The 15,403-nt window shown below is 66.1% G+C and carries 18 protein-coding genes; 4 read left to right on the top strand and 14 right to left on the bottom strand.

Going from position 1 to position 15,403, the window contains the following annotated elements; translation table 11 throughout:
- Nucleotides 1-33: 33 nt before the first annotated feature.
- Complete coding sequence (locus V5A19_RS03250; RefSeq protein WP_332318154.1) at nucleotides 34-975, top strand: universal stress protein; 942 nt, start codon at nucleotides 34-36, stop codon at nucleotides 973-975.
- 53 nt (nucleotides 976-1,028) lie between these two features.
- Nucleotides 1,029-2,498: a thioredoxin family protein gene (locus V5A19_RS03245; protein WP_332318155.1), complete on the top strand. Its 1,470-nt coding sequence runs from the start codon at nucleotides 1,029-1,031 to the stop codon at nucleotides 2,496-2,498.
- Between the two features lie 813 nt (nucleotides 2,499-3,311).
- On the opposite strand, the gene V5A19_RS03240 is transcribed toward V5A19_RS03245, so the two are convergent.
- From V5A19_RS03240 to V5A19_RS03225, 4 genes are all read right to left on the bottom strand, one after another.
- Nucleotides 3,312-3,452: a PAS domain-containing protein gene (locus tag V5A19_RS03240; RefSeq protein WP_332318156.1), complete on the bottom strand. Its 141-nt coding sequence runs from the start codon at nucleotides 3,450-3,452 to the stop codon at nucleotides 3,312-3,314.
- The gene (locus tag V5A19_RS03235; protein ID WP_332318157.1) at nucleotides 3,425-4,069 is read right to left on the bottom strand and encodes a GAF domain-containing protein; all 645 of its coding nucleotides are present in this window, start codon (nucleotides 4,067-4,069) and stop codon (nucleotides 3,425-3,427) included. The genes V5A19_RS03240 and V5A19_RS03235 overlap by 28 nt, the downstream gene beginning before the upstream one ends.
- 825 nt (nucleotides 4,070-4,894) lie before the next feature.
- Nucleotides 4,895-5,449, bottom strand: a complete 555-nt coding sequence (locus V5A19_RS03230) for a cob(I)yrinic acid a,c-diamide adenosyltransferase (RefSeq protein ID WP_332318158.1) — start codon at nucleotides 5,447-5,449, stop codon at nucleotides 4,895-4,897.
- A gap of 46 nt (nucleotides 5,450-5,495) precedes the next feature.
- Nucleotides 5,496-6,371 carry a substrate-binding domain-containing protein gene (locus V5A19_RS03225; protein WP_332318159.1) on the bottom strand — a complete coding sequence of 292 codons (876 nt, stop codon included), beginning with the start codon at nucleotides 6,369-6,371 and terminating at the stop codon, nucleotides 5,496-5,498.
- Nucleotides 6,372-7,005: 634 nt separating this feature from the next.
- Here V5A19_RS03225 and bioB point away from each other — a divergent pair.
- Entirely contained in the window at nucleotides 7,006-7,980 is a 975-nt protein-coding gene (gene bioB, locus V5A19_RS03220; protein WP_332318160.1) for a biotin synthase BioB, read from the top strand.
- Between the two features lie 79 nt (nucleotides 7,981-8,059).
- Here bioB and V5A19_RS03215 read toward each other — a convergent pair whose 3' ends face one another.
- The 4 genes from V5A19_RS03215 to V5A19_RS03200 all read right to left on the bottom strand — a co-directional run bounded on the left by V5A19_RS03215 (nucleotide 8,060) and on the right by V5A19_RS03200 (nucleotide 9,944).
- Nucleotides 8,060-8,689, bottom strand: coding sequence for a hypothetical protein (locus V5A19_RS03215; RefSeq protein WP_332318161.1), 630 nt, complete (start codon nucleotides 8,687-8,689; stop codon nucleotides 8,060-8,062).
- A 28-nt stretch (nucleotides 8,690-8,717) separates the two neighbouring features.
- Nucleotides 8,718-9,413: a PP2C family protein-serine/threonine phosphatase gene (locus V5A19_RS03210; RefSeq protein ID WP_332318162.1), complete on the bottom strand. Its 696-nt coding sequence runs from the start codon at nucleotides 9,411-9,413 to the stop codon at nucleotides 8,718-8,720.
- Nucleotides 9,414-9,539: 126 nt separating this feature from the next.
- Nucleotides 9,540-9,791, bottom strand: coding sequence for a hypothetical protein (locus V5A19_RS03205; RefSeq protein ID WP_332318163.1), 252 nt, complete (start codon nucleotides 9,789-9,791; stop codon nucleotides 9,540-9,542).
- Nucleotides 9,792-9,800: 9 nt separating this feature from the next.
- Nucleotides 9,801-9,944 carry a hypothetical protein gene (locus V5A19_RS03200; protein WP_332318164.1) on the bottom strand — a complete coding sequence of 48 codons (144 nt, stop codon included), beginning with the start codon at nucleotides 9,942-9,944 and terminating at the stop codon, nucleotides 9,801-9,803.
- 100 nt (nucleotides 9,945-10,044) lie between these two features.
- Here V5A19_RS03200 and V5A19_RS03195 point away from each other — a divergent pair, with 100 nt between their 5' ends.
- Nucleotides 10,045-10,851 carry a hypothetical protein gene (locus tag V5A19_RS03195; protein ID WP_332318165.1) on the top strand — a complete coding sequence of 269 codons (807 nt, stop codon included), beginning with the start codon at nucleotides 10,045-10,047 and terminating at the stop codon, nucleotides 10,849-10,851.
- Between the two features lie 69 nt (nucleotides 10,852-10,920).
- On the opposite strand, the gene V5A19_RS03190 is transcribed toward V5A19_RS03195, so the two are convergent.
- From V5A19_RS03190 to V5A19_RS03165, 6 genes are all read right to left on the bottom strand, one after another.
- Complete coding sequence (locus V5A19_RS03190) at nucleotides 10,921-12,723, bottom strand: M3 family oligoendopeptidase (RefSeq protein ID WP_332327702.1); 1,803 nt, start codon at nucleotides 12,721-12,723, stop codon at nucleotides 10,921-10,923.
- Entirely contained in the window at nucleotides 12,716-13,168 is a 453-nt protein-coding gene (locus tag V5A19_RS03185; RefSeq protein WP_332318167.1) for a DUF1841 family protein, read from the bottom strand. The genes V5A19_RS03190 and V5A19_RS03185 overlap by 8 nt, the downstream gene beginning before the upstream one ends.
- A gap of 113 nt (nucleotides 13,169-13,281) precedes the next feature.
- Nucleotides 13,282-13,935, bottom strand: a complete 654-nt coding sequence (gene nth, locus V5A19_RS03180; protein WP_443081417.1) for an endonuclease III — start codon at nucleotides 13,933-13,935, stop codon at nucleotides 13,282-13,284.
- Between the two features lie 207 nt (nucleotides 13,936-14,142).
- Nucleotides 14,143-14,586: a hypothetical protein gene (locus V5A19_RS03175; RefSeq protein ID WP_332318169.1), complete on the bottom strand. Its 444-nt coding sequence runs from the start codon at nucleotides 14,584-14,586 to the stop codon at nucleotides 14,143-14,145.
- Between the two features lie 128 nt (nucleotides 14,587-14,714).
- The gene (locus tag V5A19_RS03170) at nucleotides 14,715-14,984 is read right to left on the bottom strand and encodes an HPr family phosphocarrier protein (protein ID WP_332318170.1); all 270 of its coding nucleotides are present in this window, start codon (nucleotides 14,982-14,984) and stop codon (nucleotides 14,715-14,717) included.
- A complete protein-coding gene (locus V5A19_RS03165; protein WP_332318171.1) occupies nucleotides 14,981-15,403 on the bottom strand; it encodes a PTS sugar transporter subunit IIA in 423 nt (140 codons plus the stop codon). Before V5A19_RS03165 ends, V5A19_RS03170 begins: the two co-directional genes overlap by 4 nt.

Genomic DNA, 15,403 nt, shown 5'->3' with positions numbered 1-15,403 from the left:
TCGCTTTCTCCTTTTCTGATAAAGGGGCCTGTCATGCAACGGTTCAAGCGCATCCTGTTCTACGCCAGCGCCACTTCCCGGCTGGATCCGGCCTTGGACCGGGCCGTGGGGCTGGCTCAGCGCAACGGCGCGCGGCTGACCCTGATTGATGTCCTCGATCCCGTTCCTGGTGTTATGGGCGAGCTGCTTCCCGGGTGGTCGGTGGAGCGGTTGTCCGTGGCTATCCGCGATGCCCGTCAGGCGGAGCTGGAGGACTTGGCGGCGCAGGCCCGGGACCAGGGAGTGGCGGCCGAGGTGACCGTGGTGTTCGGCAAGGCCTTTGTCGCCCTCACCAGACAGGTTATGCGCGAGGCTCACGATATCCTGATCAAGGGGGCGCCGGCCGGGCCCGCCGAGGGGCTGGTGAGCACCGACATGCACCTCATGCGCAAGTGTCCGGTGCCCATCTGGGTCATCAAGAGCGATTTCGGCACCCCCCCAAGGCGCATTTTGGCCGCCGTGGATCCGGACCCCGAGGAGCCGGACAACGACCCCCTCAACCGCAAGATCCTGGAGCTGGCCAGGGCGTTGGCGGCGTGGGAGGGAGCCGAGCTGCATCTGGTCCACGCCTGGCAGGTGGTAGGCGAGTCCATCCTGCGCGGAAGCCGGGCACGGCTAAGCGAGACCGAAGTGGACGCCCTTGAGCGCGGCATCGAGGACAGCCATCGCTATCACCTCCAAACCGTGATGGCGACCTATGGCGGTGGGGCCGATGAATGGATCGGCCACGTTCACAAGGGTGAGCCCGCAGAGGTCATCCTGGCCACTGCCGAGGAGCAGCAGGCCGACGTGGTGGTCATGGGCACCCAGGGGCGCTCCGGCCTGGCCGGCCTGTTCATCGGCAATACCGCTGAGGAGGTGCTCAAGCGAACCCGGGCCTCGGTACTCGCGGTCAAGCCCGACGACTTCCGCAGCCCCGTGGAGCCAGAGGCGTAGCGGAACCGGTGCGCTGGTCCAAAGGGGAAACGGCCCGAGCTCGAGCTCATGCCATGTCGGTGCCCGCTGTCTGCGGCTTTCTCCTAGTTCTGCTCTTTTTGGGTCCGGTTGGCCCGACAGGGGCCGCCGAGGGCGGGCTGTGGCGCCCTAACCTGGAAACCGCCCGGGGGGAAGCCCGGAAGTCGGACAAGCCCCTGTTCGTCTACTTCGATGCCGACTGGTGCAGCTGGTGTCACCGCTACGAGCGTGAGACCTTGCAAGCGCCCCGGGTGCGCAAGGCGCTGCGGCACCATACGGTGCCGGTACGCATTAATTGGGACGCCCGCCCCGACCTGGTCCAGCGCTTCGGTGGGCGCGGCCTGCCGTTCAATGTCGTCCTGGAACCCGGTGGGTCTGTCCTGCGCACCTTTACCGGCATCCTTTCCCCCGACGACCTCATCGCCCTGCTGCAGAGCCCCGGTGACTCTCGCGAGCGGTCCCCTTCCGGGCGAACCCTACGGCCTGAAGCACTTGACGCCCCTGCCTTCCGGGCCTTCCGCGACGCCTTCCTGGCGCATTTGGAACGGCTCTACGACCCGGGTCAGAGTACCCTGGTCGGCCGTTTCGAAACCGGAGCGGGCTTGAAACGGCCCCAAGCGCGCACTTGGCTGTGGCTGGAGGCGGAGGGATTGTGGCCGGACCGGCGCTCTGAGGCGGCCCGTGTCGACGCCAACCGGCTGCTGGATCGCCTGGAGGGTGGTTTTTTCTATTACGTGGATCCCCACCGGCCGGACGCCCACGTGGAGACCGCCAAGCTTTTGGAGCCCAATGCGTGGCTGACCGCCTGGCTGGCGGGCTACCCGGGGCAGCCCCGGTTGGCGGCCCACTCGGGCTGGTTCTTCCTGCGCGATGCCTTATGGGATCCGGCAGGCGGATTCTGGCGGGGCCGGATTGCCGACGTTTCCTATTATGAGCGCCCGGCGAGCAAGCGCCTGGATCGGCCGGCCCCGCCGGTGGAAAGGGTCAAGCTGGCCGGGGCCAACGCTGAGGCGGCCCGGGCTCTGCTGCGCGCTGCGGAGCGGCTGGACCGCCCCGAGTTGCGCGACTACGCCGAGGACGCCCTGGACTATGTCATTGAGGCCATGTGGCAAAAGGGTCGCCTCTACCACGATCGCCGCGACGGCAGTCTAGGGTCGGCCGATCTGCCCGGAGACCTGTTTCGGGTCCTGGCAGTTGGTGCGATCCTCCAGCAGCGCCGTCCCCACCCGCAACGGGGCCGGCGTTTGGCCCGCGTGGCCGGCAATGCCGCCGACTGGCTGGGGGCGCGAATGGAGAGCGGGAAGAAGCAACCGGGCACGGAGCTGGCGGGCTGGGTGGCCCTCGCCTGCGGTCACCGGGAACACTTCCCTCAGCTACCCGAGGGCTGCCAGCGCTGGGCTCTGGAGAAACTGGCCCTGCGCCCGGATACCCGACCCGACTGGGTTGTTCCGGGGCTTCAGGCCTGGCGCCTTCGGCTCGAGCAAGCCCAAGGCTCAAGCCCTTGATCATCGGTGAGGCACCGTCCCCAGCCGCCCCGGCTAGGGGTTGGGTGTCAACATGGTGCCATTGCGCACCAACGCTAGCCCGGGGCCGTCCTCGGAATGCCCCCACAGCGCGGCATCCGGCCTCCCTGTTTCGTCCAGGCCGGTGGCGGCAGGACCCCCCCGGCCGGGACCGGCCCGAGAAGCGGTCGAAGCCCCGCTGTAGGGTCAGCTCGGTGGTAAATCGGCCCGAGCCTGTCATTTAAACCGTGGTCCCATAGGAGCCATCGGGGAGGGGCCCGCTAAAGGCGACAGCCGTTCCGACGTTGCCGTTGAAGTGGCAGGCGCCGACCCGCTCCCCGGCATGGGAATGGGTTGGAATAGGGCACCCTGTGCCTTCAAGGCGAGGGCTTTGGGGTGCCGAGATACAACCGCCCAATAGAATGGCGGTGCTGCCGAGGACAGCGGACAGGGAGCGGGCGGGTTGAATGCCTTTTCCCGGTGGTGGTGGCGAGGGAGCTTGGTGACGCACCCTATTCTAGTGCCTTGTAAGGAGTCAGGGGTTGGCGGCGGGTGGTCGGCAAGTTCGGCGGCCGGCAGAGCCGGAGGCCACAGGAACCCTTGGCCTGCCGTGCCGCCCTGCTGGGGAGGAACGAGGCCTGGCCCCGGGTTTCCACCCCTTCGGCGACCATGGCCAAGGCCAGGCGGTGGCCATGGCCAGGACCGCCTCCACAATGACCGATGAGCTGTGGTCGCTGTCGGTTTCCGTGATCAGGGAGCGGTCGATCTTCAGGTTACGTTGTCCCGGTAGGCCAAACGGCGGATTTCGGATTGGGTCTACTTCTGTTCGCTGATATCGCGAGCGATGGCGGAGAAGTGAGTCAGCTCACCGCTGGAGTCGCGGTGGGCAATTATGGTCTGGGAAAAGGGGAGAGGGGCGCCATCGACCCTCAGGAGCTCGGTCTCGCCGCGCCACATCCCGTATTCCAAGGCCATCGGGAAGGTCTCTTTCCGGAGAAGATCCCATGATTCGGAGGATGGCTTTTAGCGATATTGCCCTCGGTGCGCCTGAGGCTCAGAGGTACCATGGCCGCCGGGTTGGGGTAGAGGAGGTTACCGGCAGAATCGGCCATACCTACCACCTCCGGTGTGGCCTCGACGATTTCAATCAGGCGGCGGTGCTCGGCCATGCGGTCGTGGTGGTCCAGGGCTAAGGAAATGTCTAGGACCATCTCGTCCAGCAAATGGATGAGGTCCACGCTGACAAAATGGGACTCATCGGCGTAGACGTTGAGACTGGCCTCCACCTTGCCGCCACGGTGGAAGCGGAAAGCTGCCAAGGAGCGCAAACCGGCCGCCTCTGCCGCGGCATGCAACGGGCACATGGCCGGATCGGTAATGCTATCGGGCTCCACCAATTGCCGGTCCTCGTACATGGCGATGCCGGTGGGGCCACGGCTTTCCGGCTGCCGGGGATCGGTGGCAATGGCCAAGTGAGCGAGGTAGGCGCTGGCGTCTCCGGAGGCGGCCACGGGATGGACCCAGCCCTGGCCATCGGGTATAGCCACCCAGGCCAAGCCAGGCCAGGCCGCCATAGGTCACCGCGATCTCGTATACCGCCGCGAAGACCGAGTCCGGATCCGGCTCCTGAAGGATAACGAACTGGTTGATCTCGCTCATAGCGGCGTAGTGGTTGCGCTGGCGACGGAGGCGACGCTCCGACTGTCGGTGCTCGGTATGGTCGCGCGTGATCATCACCGCACTGCGGCACGCGCCGTCGGTGCCGGTGACGGGTTGGGCCCTTCACGTCAGGGCACCTAGGGCCCCGGAGGGATCCCGGGCCGCTAGCCCGCGAACCTCTGTAGGCCCTTCGTTCAATGCCTGAATGAGGGGGAGCTCCTCGGGGGATAAGGGGGTGCCGTCGCCCTCCCGGAGGAGGGTTAGCCCTTGAGACCAACGGGTGGAAGGGGAGCCTTCGGTGGCCTCTGGGAAAAGCTCCCGGGCAGGGGGGTTGACCAGTGACAGGGGTCCGTCCCGGGCGCAGGCCGCAACGGGCGCGGCCATTTGCCACAGGACGGATTCGAGCACAGCCGGCTGTGGCGATGGGGGAGCGGTTTCGGAAGCGGGTGGAGCGAGCCCCTACTCGGTGGCGTTGCCCTCTTCGCCTTGGAGTTGCCGGAAACGCCAGCCCAACCGGGCGAGCTGATTCCTAAGTCCGTCGGCTGGTCCGGTGTCCCCGGATAGGAGCCGCAGCCGGATAGGGTTCATCAAGGGACCCCCTGAGGGTATCCCGGCTTGTCCGCTGGAAGTCGCGCGCCGCCACCCGGGCGGTCGGCAACCCACCGAATCAATCATGCCGAACAGGGCGCGGTGGAAAAAGGGGGCCACAGGTCCGATATGATGGAAAGCCCGGCCGCGAGCTATTGCTGACGGCGGTGCCGATCCCACAGGACCTCGGGTTCCCCCGTGCGGTGGTTGATGACCCGCGCCAGCACGAACAAGAGATCGGACAGCCGGTTGAGGTAGCGCAAGGTGACCGCCGAGACCTTGTCCTCATGGGACAGCACGTAGACCGCCCGTTCGGCTCGACGGCAAACGGTCCGGGCCAGGTGGGCCTGGGCTCCGGCGCGGCCGCCACCGGGTAGGATGAATTCTTGAAGGGGGCCGAGCTCCTGATTGAAACGGTCCATGGTCGCTTCCAAGGTCTCCACTTTGGCCGCGTCCAGGGCGTGATGGCCGGGTACCACCAGCTCCGCGCCGAGGTCAAAGAGATCGTGCTGGATGTCGCTCAGCAGCTCGGAAATCTCGTCGGGGAGGTCCTCCGCGGCGATCAGGCCGACGTGGCTATTGAGCTCGTCTACCTCGCCATAGGCGATGACCCGCGGATGGTCCTTGGCCACCCGCGAGCCGTCCCCGAGATCGGTATCGCCTTGGTCGCCGGTACGGGTATAGATCCGTGATAGCCGGTTACCCATGAGGGTCCTTTTGCGCGCTTGGGGGCGCCGGGAAACTACCCCCGGTTCATTCCCGCTCGAAGGTGTCGTCACCCCAGGGGTTGTCCAATGTGGACCCCATCTCGAGGTTCACGGTCTTTTGCTCCTGGATGATCCGCTGGCCTTCGTCGGACAGGGCAAACTCCACGAACTGCTTCACGGCGGGGTCGGGATCCTTGGGCGTGGTTAGATAAAGGGGACGGTAGTAGGGGTAATCGCCCGAGGCGATGTTCTCCGGGCTGGGCTCGATGCCATCGATGCCAATGATCTTGATGTCCCTTTTACGGGCACTGGAGACACCAGTAATGGCAAACGCATTGGGCAAGTGCTCGACTGCCATCTCCAGCGGGCCCGAGGACTTGCGGGCCACCCCGGCGGTAAAGTCCCCCGGACCCGTCTTCTCCCGGAAGCCCAGCTCCCTAAAGGAGTAGCCCACTCCCGAAAGCGGGGCGGAGCGATAACCGACCACAATGAACTTGTCCGGACCGCCCACCTCCTTCCAGTTGGTGATGTTGCCGCGAAAGATTTGCCGCAGCTCCTGGCTTGAAAGGTTATCAATCGGATTGGAAGGGTGAACGATAGCAACCAGGGCATCCCAGGCCACCTGCACCATGCGCACGTCTTCCTTGGGATGTCCGGCTATGCGCGGGCGGCAGGAGCCGCCCATATGGATCTCGCCGCTTTCCGTGCCACGGATGCCATGGGTGGCACCGCCGCCGTGGATTTCGATCTTTGTTCCATTACGCTCTTCGAAGGCGTCCGCCAAGGCGAACACGAAGGCCTTTTTGGTAATGCCGCAGCCGCCCCATTCCAGGGTTTTGGCCATAGCTGGCGAGGCGGCAAGGGCCGCGGTCGTCATGATGGATGCCAGAATCGCGGTGCGCCACAGCTTCGTTATCCTCAAGGTTACTCCTCCCTGCGGGATTGCCGGCCGGAGACGCCCCTGCGCGGACGGTGTCATTACTGGGGTATCCTCGCTACGAGGGCGCACTTCGAGATGTGTGATCTTGGGTGCATTTGCCATCTCACAGTTCCTGCCGCCCTAATGAGGCGCCTGGCAGCACCGGTCCCCAGCGGCGAAGCGTGACTGGATGGGCCACTGAGAGGCACGGGCCATAAAAACGCCCCCCGAGGCATAATGGCTGCAGACGGCGGATACCGCTCCGATGCTGGGATCATAACGTCTCGCATGTGGCGCTGGAAGCCTACGGTACCGCCGAAGGGTTGCTTGGCACCACCCTTCCTGGGCCTACTGAGCAAGCAGGGTCGGCGAGGGGATTGGTCCAAGGCGATTGCCAAGGAGGCTGCTTCTGGTAATCGGTGGGCTCGGATGCCGCCTTTGCCCGGAAAGTTGGCGATACCTTGGTGGGGCGGGCGGGACCGCCCGCGCGGGCGTGCCTTTACTGGGCCGGTTACGCGGGCGGTGTGCGCTCCGCGCCGCCGCACCATCTTTTGGACCGGCGAAACGGAGCGGCGGTGATTGACACGATCCGGGGTCAGGGCTAGGTTCGACCCCTTTCCCAGGCGGAGGTGTAACCATGGCCCAGTCTCTTAGCACTGCCGAGGTCCAGGCCCTTTTGGATAAGCCTTTCATGGACCTTGTCCATGAGGCCCAGACAATTCACCGCCGCCACTTCCGGCCGGGCACGGTTCAGGTGAGCTCCCTGCTTTCGGTAAAAACGGGGGGCTGCCCCGAGGACTGCGGCTACTGCGCCCAGGCAGCACGCTACCAAACCGGTGTCCAGGGGGAGGGCTTGATGGCCACCGACCAGGTTCTGGAGCAGGCCAGGGCGGCGCGGGACGCCGGTGCCACCCGGTTCTGCCTAAGCGCCGCTTGGCGCGGTCCCAAGGATCGCGATCTGGATCAGGTGGCCGAGATGGTGGCGGCGGTCAAGGAAATGGGCATGGAGACCTGCGCCACCCTGGGCATGTTGGGCGAGGGCCAAGCGGAACGCCTGGCCGTGGCTGGCCTGGATTATTACAACCACAACCTGGACACCTCCCCGGAATACTACCAGCAGGTGATCGGGACGCGGGGCTATGATCACCGGCTCGACACCCTGCGCAAGGTCCAGGAAGCGGGTCTCAATGTCTGCTGTGGCGGCATTGTGGGCATGGGCGAGAGCCGGACCGACCGGGCCGGTCTGATCGCCCAGTTGGCTGCGCTGGCGCCCCAGCCCCAGAGCGTCCCCATCAACAATCTGGTTCCGGTGCCCGGAACGCCGGTGGGCGACAGCAGCGAGCCGGTGGAGCCCCTGGAGTTTATCCGTACCGTGGCCGCGGCGCGCATCGCCCTGCCCAGCTCCTACATCCGCCTCGCCGCCGGGCGGTTGTCCCTGACCGAGGCGGAGCAGGCCCTTTGCTTCCAGGCCGGGGCCAATTCCATCTTCTACGGCGACGAACTGCTGACCACACCCAACCCCGACGAGGGCAGCGACCGCGCCCTGCTCGACAAACTCGGCATGGCCATCGAGGAAGCCCCGCAGGACTCGCGCGCCGAAAAGCAGGCCTGAAGCGTTAGCGCCTGTTTGCGGGGAAGGGGCGGGCGTTGGCGGTGCCGTTTGCTAAAAACTTACCACTGAAAACCGAAAACTAGCCGTCCGGCTCCCACGCCCGGATGCGCTCGGCCAGCTCCGCCGCGGAGGAGTCCCAGAGCGGCTCGCCCGCGTAGATGCCGACCCGGCCCGTGCGCAGGTGGTGATACCAAGCGCTCAGGAAATTGCGGTACTGCTCAGCGATGTAGCGGTCGTCCTCGGTGGCTTCCGGCCCCAGGTAGGCGCTACCGGATAGGCTGTCGCCGTAGGCGGCCAGGGCTGGATCGCCGGCTGGGGATGGTTCTTCCGGCCGGCACAGCAGGAACCGCCCGTTCAGGTGCAGGCACAGGGTGCGTCGGGCACTGGTGTCGGTGCCGGCGATGACCTGCCGGAGCTCTTCCCGGTCGGGGACCGGAGCCGGCTGACTGCGGTGAGCGATGGCGTGGAGACTGATCTCGCCGGGGGCGAAGGTGGTGCGGCCGGGGGCCGCCTCCCAAGTGACGCGGCCCCGCCAGTCCTTGGTCAGCCGGCCCGTCAGCCACGGGCGCACCTCCTCCGGGTCAGGGGTGACGAAGTCGCCCTCCTGAAGGGCCTCGGCGAAGCGGGCCTTGCGCCAGGAGTGATCGGTCTGCAGGCGCCAGGCCTTGGTACCGGGGGGATTGAGGGCGTCGACGGTGAGCTGGGGCATGCTCGCCTCTCGTGTGGTGGAGCCGGGGCTAGGCGGGGTAGATCACAACGGCGGTCAGGTTGTCCTGGTGAGGGTTGCCGGCGGCCGCTGCCGCCTGGTAGAGGGCCCCAGGGGCGTCAGCATCGGGGCTATGCCCCAGAACCCTAGCAATTTCCGCGTCCGTAAGCGTGTCGGTGAGCCCATCGGAGCACAGCAGGAAGCGCTCTCCGCCTTCCAGGGGGAGCCATACGGCTTCGGCTTGCTCGTCCCGGTCGAGACCAAGGGCCCGGGTCAGCACATGGCCGTAGGGATGATGGCGGGCCTCCTCCGGTCGGATACGGCCCTGGGCTACCCATTCCTGGACCACGGTATGGTCGCTAGTGACCTGGCTCAGGGTGGCGCCGTCCCAGCGGTACGCCCGGCTGTCCCCCAGCCAGGCCACCTCGCCCGCGTCGGCGTGGAGGCGCAAAGCTACCAAGGTGGTACCCATATCCGAGCCCCGCTGCCGAGCGGCTTCCCAGGTGGTGCGGTTGGCTGCGGTTGCCGCCGCCGCCAAGTCCTGGCCCTCGAGCATAGCGCTTTTGAGGGCCGACAGGGCGGTGCGGCTGGCTATCTCCCCGTGAGCGTGGCCGCCCATGCCGTCGGCCACCGCCCACAGACCCAGATCCGGGGCCTCGAGGAAGTCGTCCTCGTTGGTGCCGCGCTGGCCGATCTCGCTGATAGCCACGCTTTGCCAGGCGTTCATGGCCGGTCCCCGGTTGGTCTTAGGGCTGCTCGCTAGGCTCGGGGCGGGGTGGCAGGGCGGCTTCCACTTCCAAGGGATCCAGGGTCTGGTCCATTGAGGCGGCGGCCTCGGCCAGAAGGTCGCTGCTCATATCCACCTCCAGCTCCGGTAGCCAGGTGCGCTCATCGAAGGGGAGTGGGCGTGGACCCAATCGCTCAGGCGAAGGGTCTCCTCCCAGGTCGTCGTGATCGCTCCCTTCCGAAGGGCTCGCCCCAGGCGCTTGGCCACCCGATGGATGACGATAGGCTCCTGCAGGACCCGGGTGACCACGAGGTCGGTACCTGGCCGGTCCCAGCGACCCAGCTGGACCTCTTCCTCGGCCCGGGAGTGGGGGATCATCTCCCCCTCTCAGAAGTGGTGGGCGGCCTCGGCCAACCGCCGTTGCTCCTCGGGACTTGCCTCCCGCCGGCGCCACTGGCGCAGGGTCTTGGCAAAGACCAAAGCGATGTGGTGCTGGCGGCTGAGGGGGCGCAGGGCTTCGTCGCGGTACATGAGCCAATCCGTGCGCGGTAACCCCCATCATTGCGTCTGGCCGGGCCGGGGGCAAGGGAGTGTGCCAGAATGGGGTTTGCATTTTACAGGAGGACAGCCGGTGGCACGCAGGACCCTCTATCGCCACGCCGACAGCGAGGGCGTGATCGAGGTGGTTCAAGAGCCCTCCGGGGTGCGCACCCTTCACTTCGGCAGCGTCTCCAAGCAGAGCAGCCTGGACCCCCAGGAGCCACACTGGCTGGTTCTGCCCTATACGCGGATCCTGACGGCGGCGCTGCTGTTCCGCCCCGAGCCTCGACGCATCCTCCTCCTCGGACTGGGCGGCGGCGCCCTGGCCCACTTCTTCCTACATCACTTTCCCGCGGCGCAGGTGGAGGCGGTGGAGAGCTGGCCCCGGGTGGTCTCCGTGGCCCGGGATTTCTTTGCCCTGGCCGAGGATGATCCGCGCCTGCGTATCCATCTGGCTGAAGCCGGGGCGTTTATTGCCGACCCGGGGCCCGACAGCCCCGGGGCCTGGGACCTCGTGGTCGCCGATGTCTTTGACGCCCGCGGTCCAGCCGCCGGAACGCTGGCGCGGGCCTTTTACGGCGGGATCCAACAGCGCCTAGAAGAGGGCGGCGTGATGGCCGCCAACCTGTGGAGCAGCAATCGCCTGCGCCTGAACGGCGCCCTTAAGGCCATGTCCGACGCCTTCGGTCGGCCGGTTTACCGTCTGCAGCCCCGGGGGCGGGCCAATGTGGCGGCTTTTGCCGGGCGGCCACCCCTTCCCCAAGCGGCTCCTGACCGCATGGGGCGCCGCGCCCAGGAGCTGGCCGACCGCATCGGCTTGGACTATCGGCGCTACCTGGGGGATATGGAGGCCATTCCCAAGGGGTGGCTTACCGGGCGGTTGGCCTCCCCCTCCTGAAGCGTTCCCCTAAGGCTATCCTGGTTCCGGCTTGCCGCTCCGACCGGGGTGCCAGGCAGCGACAGATGGTCAGTCGGCCCCGGTCTCGGCAGCCAGCTCCTCCGCTTGGCCTACCATACCCTCGAGCACGTCCAGGCCCTTGTCCCAGAACCCGGGGTCGGCAAGGTCCAGCCCCAGCCGTCCCATCAAGGCCTCGGGGGCCTCGCTGCCTCCGGCCCGCAGCAGTTCCATGTACTGGGGCACGAAGGCCTCGCCCTGCTCCCGATAGCGCTCGTACAGGGCCAGGGTCAGTAGCTCGCCGAAGGCGTAGGCGTAGACGTAGCCGGGGACGTGCAGGAAGTGAGGGATGTAGGACCACCAATGGCCGTAGCCCTCGGTCATGCGCACTGCCTCGCCGGCCTCGTCGGCGAACTGCGGGCGCTGGGTCGCGCGCCAAAGCTCGCCCACGCGCTCCGCGGCAAGCTCCCCTTCTTCCCGCCGGGCGGTGTGCACCGCGTCCTCGAAGCGGTTCATGGCCACCTGCCGGAACACAGTGGCGAACATCTCTTCCAGCTTGTTGCACAGCAGCCCCAGACGCACCTGCGGGTCCGATTCCTGGCCCATGAGGTGCTCGAAGGTGAGCATCTCGCCGAACACCGATGCGGTCTCCGCGGTGGTCAGGGGCGTATCGGCGTTGAAGTGGCCCTGCTCGCGGGCCAGGTACTGATGGACGCCGTGGCCGAGCTCGTGGGCCAGGGTCATGACGTCGCCAGGGGTGCCGGTGAAGTTCACCAGCACGTAGGGATGGGCGTCCGGCGTCGCCGGATGGGAGAAGGCGCCCCCGATCTTGCCGTCGGCCACGGGGGCGTCGACCCAGCCGAGGTCGAAGAACATCTCGGCGATGGCGCGCATGTCGGCGGAGAAGGCGCCGTAGGCCTCGAGGACCGTGCGCTGGGCCTCTTCCCAGGACACGGTGCGCTGGGTGCCAGGGATGGGGGCATAGCGGTCGTAGTCAAACAGGGTGTCTACCCCCAGCAGGCTTGCCTTTAAGCGGTAGTAGCGGGCCATCAGGGGGTAGCGGTCGGTGACTCGGTCCACCAGGGCATCGACCATGGTATCCGAGGCCTCGTTGTCCAGGTTGCGCTCGGTGAGCCAGTGGGGGTAGCCGCGCAGCCGGTCCTCGATGGCCTTGTCGGACAGCACCGTGTTGAAGATGTGGGTGAGCAGGGGCAGTTGCTCGTCCAGACCGTCAGTGAACGCCTCTGCGGCGCGCTGGCGGGTGCCTCGGTCCTCTTCCTTGAGGCGGGCCAGGATCTCTTCCTCGGACAGGGCCTCGCCGTCCACCTCGAAGCGGAGGCGGGTAAAGGTTTCGTCGAACAAACGGGTCCAGGCCGAACGGGCGGTGAGCTGCTTCTCGGCAAGGACGCGCTCCTCCGGTTCGGACAGGCGATAGGGGGCGTAGCGCCGGGCCGTTTCCAAGAAATGGTGGTAATCGGCCAGGCCCGGCTCGGCGAGCAGGGCCTGGGCCGCCTCCTCGGACAGCGCCTGCCACTCGAGCTGGAAGAACAGCACTCGGTTGCCGATGGCGGTGCCGCGCTCCTCCACGCGGGTGAGGGCGGCCCCTACCTCGGGATCGTCGGCGTGGGTGGCATGGAGCAGGTGGATGAAGGAGCCGGCTCTGGCCAGTTGCTGCTCCAGCGCCTCCAGCCGGGCCACCGCCTGGTTCAGGGCGCCGGCGTCCAGGTCGGCGATGCGGTCGTGATAGGCTGCGCGGAACCGGTCGGCCTCCGCCTCGGCCGCGTCCAGGTCGGCCCATAACCCCGGGTCATCGGCGCCGGCGTAGAGGTCGCTCAGGTCCCACCGGACATCCTCGGCGCCGGTGGCCTCAGTCATCGACCCGGCCTCCCTTTTCCTGGGCCAGCCGCTGAAGGCACTCCAGGTAGCCGGCCTCGTCGGGCTGGCCGCCGGCCTGCTGGGCGTCCCACAGGGTCCGGCCCAGGCATTCCATCATCTCGTGCTCGGCGGCGTGGGTTTCGCCCATGCCCGCAGCGAGCTTCTCGTAGGCCTGGCGGATGCCGGCGGGGCGGTCCATGCCCACCTGCTCGGCCAGGGCGATATGCATGCCCATGTGAAGGAAGGGATTGGTCTCCCCCATCTCCGGGGTCCAGTCCTTGTCGGCCTTGTCCCGATCCCCCACCACCCGGTGGTATTCGGGGTGCCGGTGGAGGACGTCCACCACCAGCTGCTCCGCGGGCTCCAAGTGATCGCCCCGATGGAATTTCTCCCATGCGCTGAAGAACACCTCGCGCATGTCGCTGCGGTTTTCGCCGAAAAGCATGATGTTCCCCGTCAGTGAAAAGTAGTTAAGTATTAAGTAATTAAGTCGGGGCCAAGGCCCGGTCGGAGCCTTTCGGCGTTACTTAACTACTTAATACTTAAAACTTGCCGTGTTTACGACGCCGCTGAGTCCGCGTAGTTCGCCTTCTCGTCCCAGAGGCACAGGTCGTAGGCCCGGCACTGCCCGCACAGGGGCCGGCGGGCCTTGCAGGTGTAGCGCCCGTGGAGGATCAGGCAATGGTGGGCGTGGCGCTTGTAGGCGTCGGGCAGGACGGCTTCCAAGGCCCGCTCCACCGCCGTGACGTTGGCGCCCGGGGCCAGGCCGGTGCGGTTGGCCACCCGGAAGATGTGGGTGTCCACGGCGATGGTCGGGTGGCCGAAAGCGGTGTTGAGAATGACATTGGCGGTCTTGCGGCCCACCCCGGGCAAGCGCTCCAGATCGGCGCGGCTCTCGGGTACCTCGCCGCCGAAGTCCGCCACCAGGGTGCGGGCGGTCTCGGCGAGGTTGCGGGCCTTGTTGTTGTATAGGCCCAGAGTTTGGATGTAATAGCGGATGCCGGCCTCGCCCAGCTCCAGCATGGCCTGCGGCGTATTGGCTACCCGGAACAGCCCCTCGGTGGCCTTGTTCACTCCCACGTCCGTGCTCTGGGCGGACAGGATCACGGCCACCAGCAGCTCAAACGGGGTGGTGTAGCTCAGCTCGGTAGTGGGGGAAGGGTCGCACTCGGCCAGCCGGGCGATGAAGGCTTCGGCCTCGCCTTCGGTCATGGCGCGGGGGGCCTGGTCCGGCATGGGCAAACCTCGAGCAGGAGGGGATCGGAAGGAGGTATTCAGTGTTCAGAACAAACATCCCGAGCCTTACTAGCAGGGTTCAAGGTGTTGGCGTTACTGAAAACTTCCAACTGAACACTGAACACTTTCTTGCAAACAAACCGGGCGGCCCGCGACCGCCCGTGGTCCCGCCAAGGGGATGCCCTAGGTATGGCGAAAAGCGGGGATGTCGTCGCTTTCCTCCTGGGGTTTGGCCTCGGCCTTTTTCCGCAGTTCGGCTACCTTTTCTTCGTGGCGCTTGGCGAAGCCGGCCTTTTCCTCATCCGACATGGTCAGATAAAGGGTCTTGCCAATTATGTTGCCGATGTCGGCGGCCCGCACTGACCATATATGGCCGCTCAGATGGAAGTCCTCACCGGCGTGCTGGCCATGGGGGTACTCCTTGAACTCGGTACCCTTGGCGGCCTTAAGGCCAGCATCCTTGTCCATGCGCTCAAGGACGAAATCGTACAGGAAGCGGTAGTATTCCTCTTCCAGCTCCTCGTCGAAGCCGTTGTACTCGAAGAAGCTATGGAGGTTGTTGCGGTCAACCCGCTTCTCGAACGGCAGGTGGTGATGCTCGGGCTCTGCGGTTTGCTCTTCGCTCATCAAACTCTCCCGTGGTGGGTGAAGGAGATGTTGGGGAAACCAGTAGTAAGAAATTAAGTATTAAGTAGTTAAGTGGCTTCAAAGGAGCGGAATGGGCTTTCCTTTTCTTAACTACTTAATTACTGCCGTCACTCCCCCTCCCCGAAGCGGTCTTCAACCAGCTCGGTTAGGGCCTTGGCCGCTGCATCCTCATCGGGGCCGTTGGCAATGAGCTCCAGCTCGGTACCCCGGCTAGCCCCGAGCATCATGACCCCCATGATGCTTTTGCCGGAAACCTCCTGGCCATGGCGGCTGAGGGTGATCTCCGCCTCGTATTGGGAAGCGGTCGAAACCAGCTTGGAGGCGGCCCGAGCGTGGAGCCCCAGTTTGTTGATAATCTCCAAGGAGCGGCGGGTCATGGCTGCCCCTGCCAGGTGGAATGTGGCCGCGGCCGGTTACGGCCCAAAACCACCCCCTGGCGGCCCCCCTCGACTGCCTTCTCGAGCTGCTCCTCGAGGGGCTTGGAGCGATAGGTCAGAAGGCGGACCAGCATGGGGAGATTGACGCCCGCTATCAGCTCGGTCCGACCAGGCTCCAGGAAGTCCATGCCAAGGTTGGCAGGGGTGCCCCCATACATGTCGGTCAATATCACGGCGCCGTGGTGGTCCCGAACCTCTTCCAGGGCCGCCGCCACCCGTTGACGGGCCTCTTCATAGGACACCTCCGGGTGTATCGCCACCGCCGCCAGCGCCGCCTCGTTGCCCCCTACGATGTGCTGGGCGGACCGGATGAGCTCTTCGGCGAGGTTCTGGTGGGCGATGACAACGATTCCGACCAT

This window comes from Thiohalorhabdus sp. (assembly GCF_036628635.1).
Classification (GTDB): domain Bacteria; phylum Pseudomonadota; class Gammaproteobacteria; order Thiohalorhabdales; family Thiohalorhabdaceae; genus Thiohalorhabdus.
This window is presented reverse-complemented; position numbering and strand designations above follow the sequence as displayed.

Coding starts and splice junctions, on each gene's coding strand:
- V5A19_RS03165 (WP_332318171.1), bottom strand. CDS start 15,403: ATGGTCGGAATCGTTGTCATCGCCCACCAGAACCTCGCCGAAGAGCTC.
- V5A19_RS03230 (WP_332318158.1), bottom strand. CDS start 5,449: ATGGGTAACCGGCTATCACGGATCTATACCCGTACCGGCGACCAAGGC.
- nth (WP_443081417.1), bottom strand. CDS start 13,935: ATGACCGAAGGCGAGGCCGAAGCCTTCATCGCCCGGCTGGCCGAGTGC.
- V5A19_RS03190 (WP_332327702.1), bottom strand. CDS start 12,723: ATGACTGAGGCCACCGGCGCCGAGGATGTCCGGTGGGACCTGAGCGAC.
- V5A19_RS03235 (WP_332318157.1), bottom strand. CDS start 4,069: ATGGCGGCCTGGCCTGGCTTGGCCTGGGTGGCTATACCCGATGGCCAG.
- V5A19_RS03175 (WP_332318169.1), bottom strand. CDS start 14,586: ATGAGCGAAGAGCAAACCGCAGAGCCCGAGCATCACCACCTGCCGTTC.
- V5A19_RS03210 (WP_332318162.1), bottom strand. CDS start 9,413: ATGAACGCCTGGCAAAGCGTGGCTATCAGCGAGATCGGCCAGCGCGGC.
- V5A19_RS03245 (WP_332318155.1), top strand. CDS start 1,029: ATGTCGGTGCCCGCTGTCTGCGGCTTTCTCCTAGTTCTGCTCTTTTTG.
- V5A19_RS03205 (WP_332318163.1), bottom strand. CDS start 9,791: ATGATCCCCCACTCCCGGGCCGAGGAAGAGGTCCAGCTGGGTCGCTGG.
- bioB (WP_332318160.1), top strand. CDS start 7,006: ATGGCCCAGTCTCTTAGCACTGCCGAGGTCCAGGCCCTTTTGGATAAG.
- V5A19_RS03215 (WP_332318161.1), bottom strand. CDS start 8,689: ATGCCCCAGCTCACCGTCGACGCCCTCAATCCCCCCGGTACCAAGGCC.
- V5A19_RS03170 (WP_332318170.1), bottom strand. CDS start 14,984: ATGACCCGCCGCTCCTTGGAGATTATCAACAAACTGGGGCTCCACGCT.
- V5A19_RS03240 (WP_332318156.1), bottom strand. CDS start 3,452: ATGTGGCGCGGCGAGACCGAGCTCCTGAGGGTCGATGGCGCCCCTCTC.
- V5A19_RS03200 (WP_332318164.1), bottom strand. CDS start 9,944: ATGTACCGCGACGAAGCCCTGCGCCCCCTCAGCCGCCAGCACCACATC.
- V5A19_RS03185 (WP_332318167.1), bottom strand. CDS start 13,168: ATGCTTTTCGGCGAAAACCGCAGCGACATGCGCGAGGTGTTCTTCAGC.
- V5A19_RS03250 (WP_332318154.1), top strand. CDS start 34: ATGCAACGGTTCAAGCGCATCCTGTTCTACGCCAGCGCCACTTCCCGG.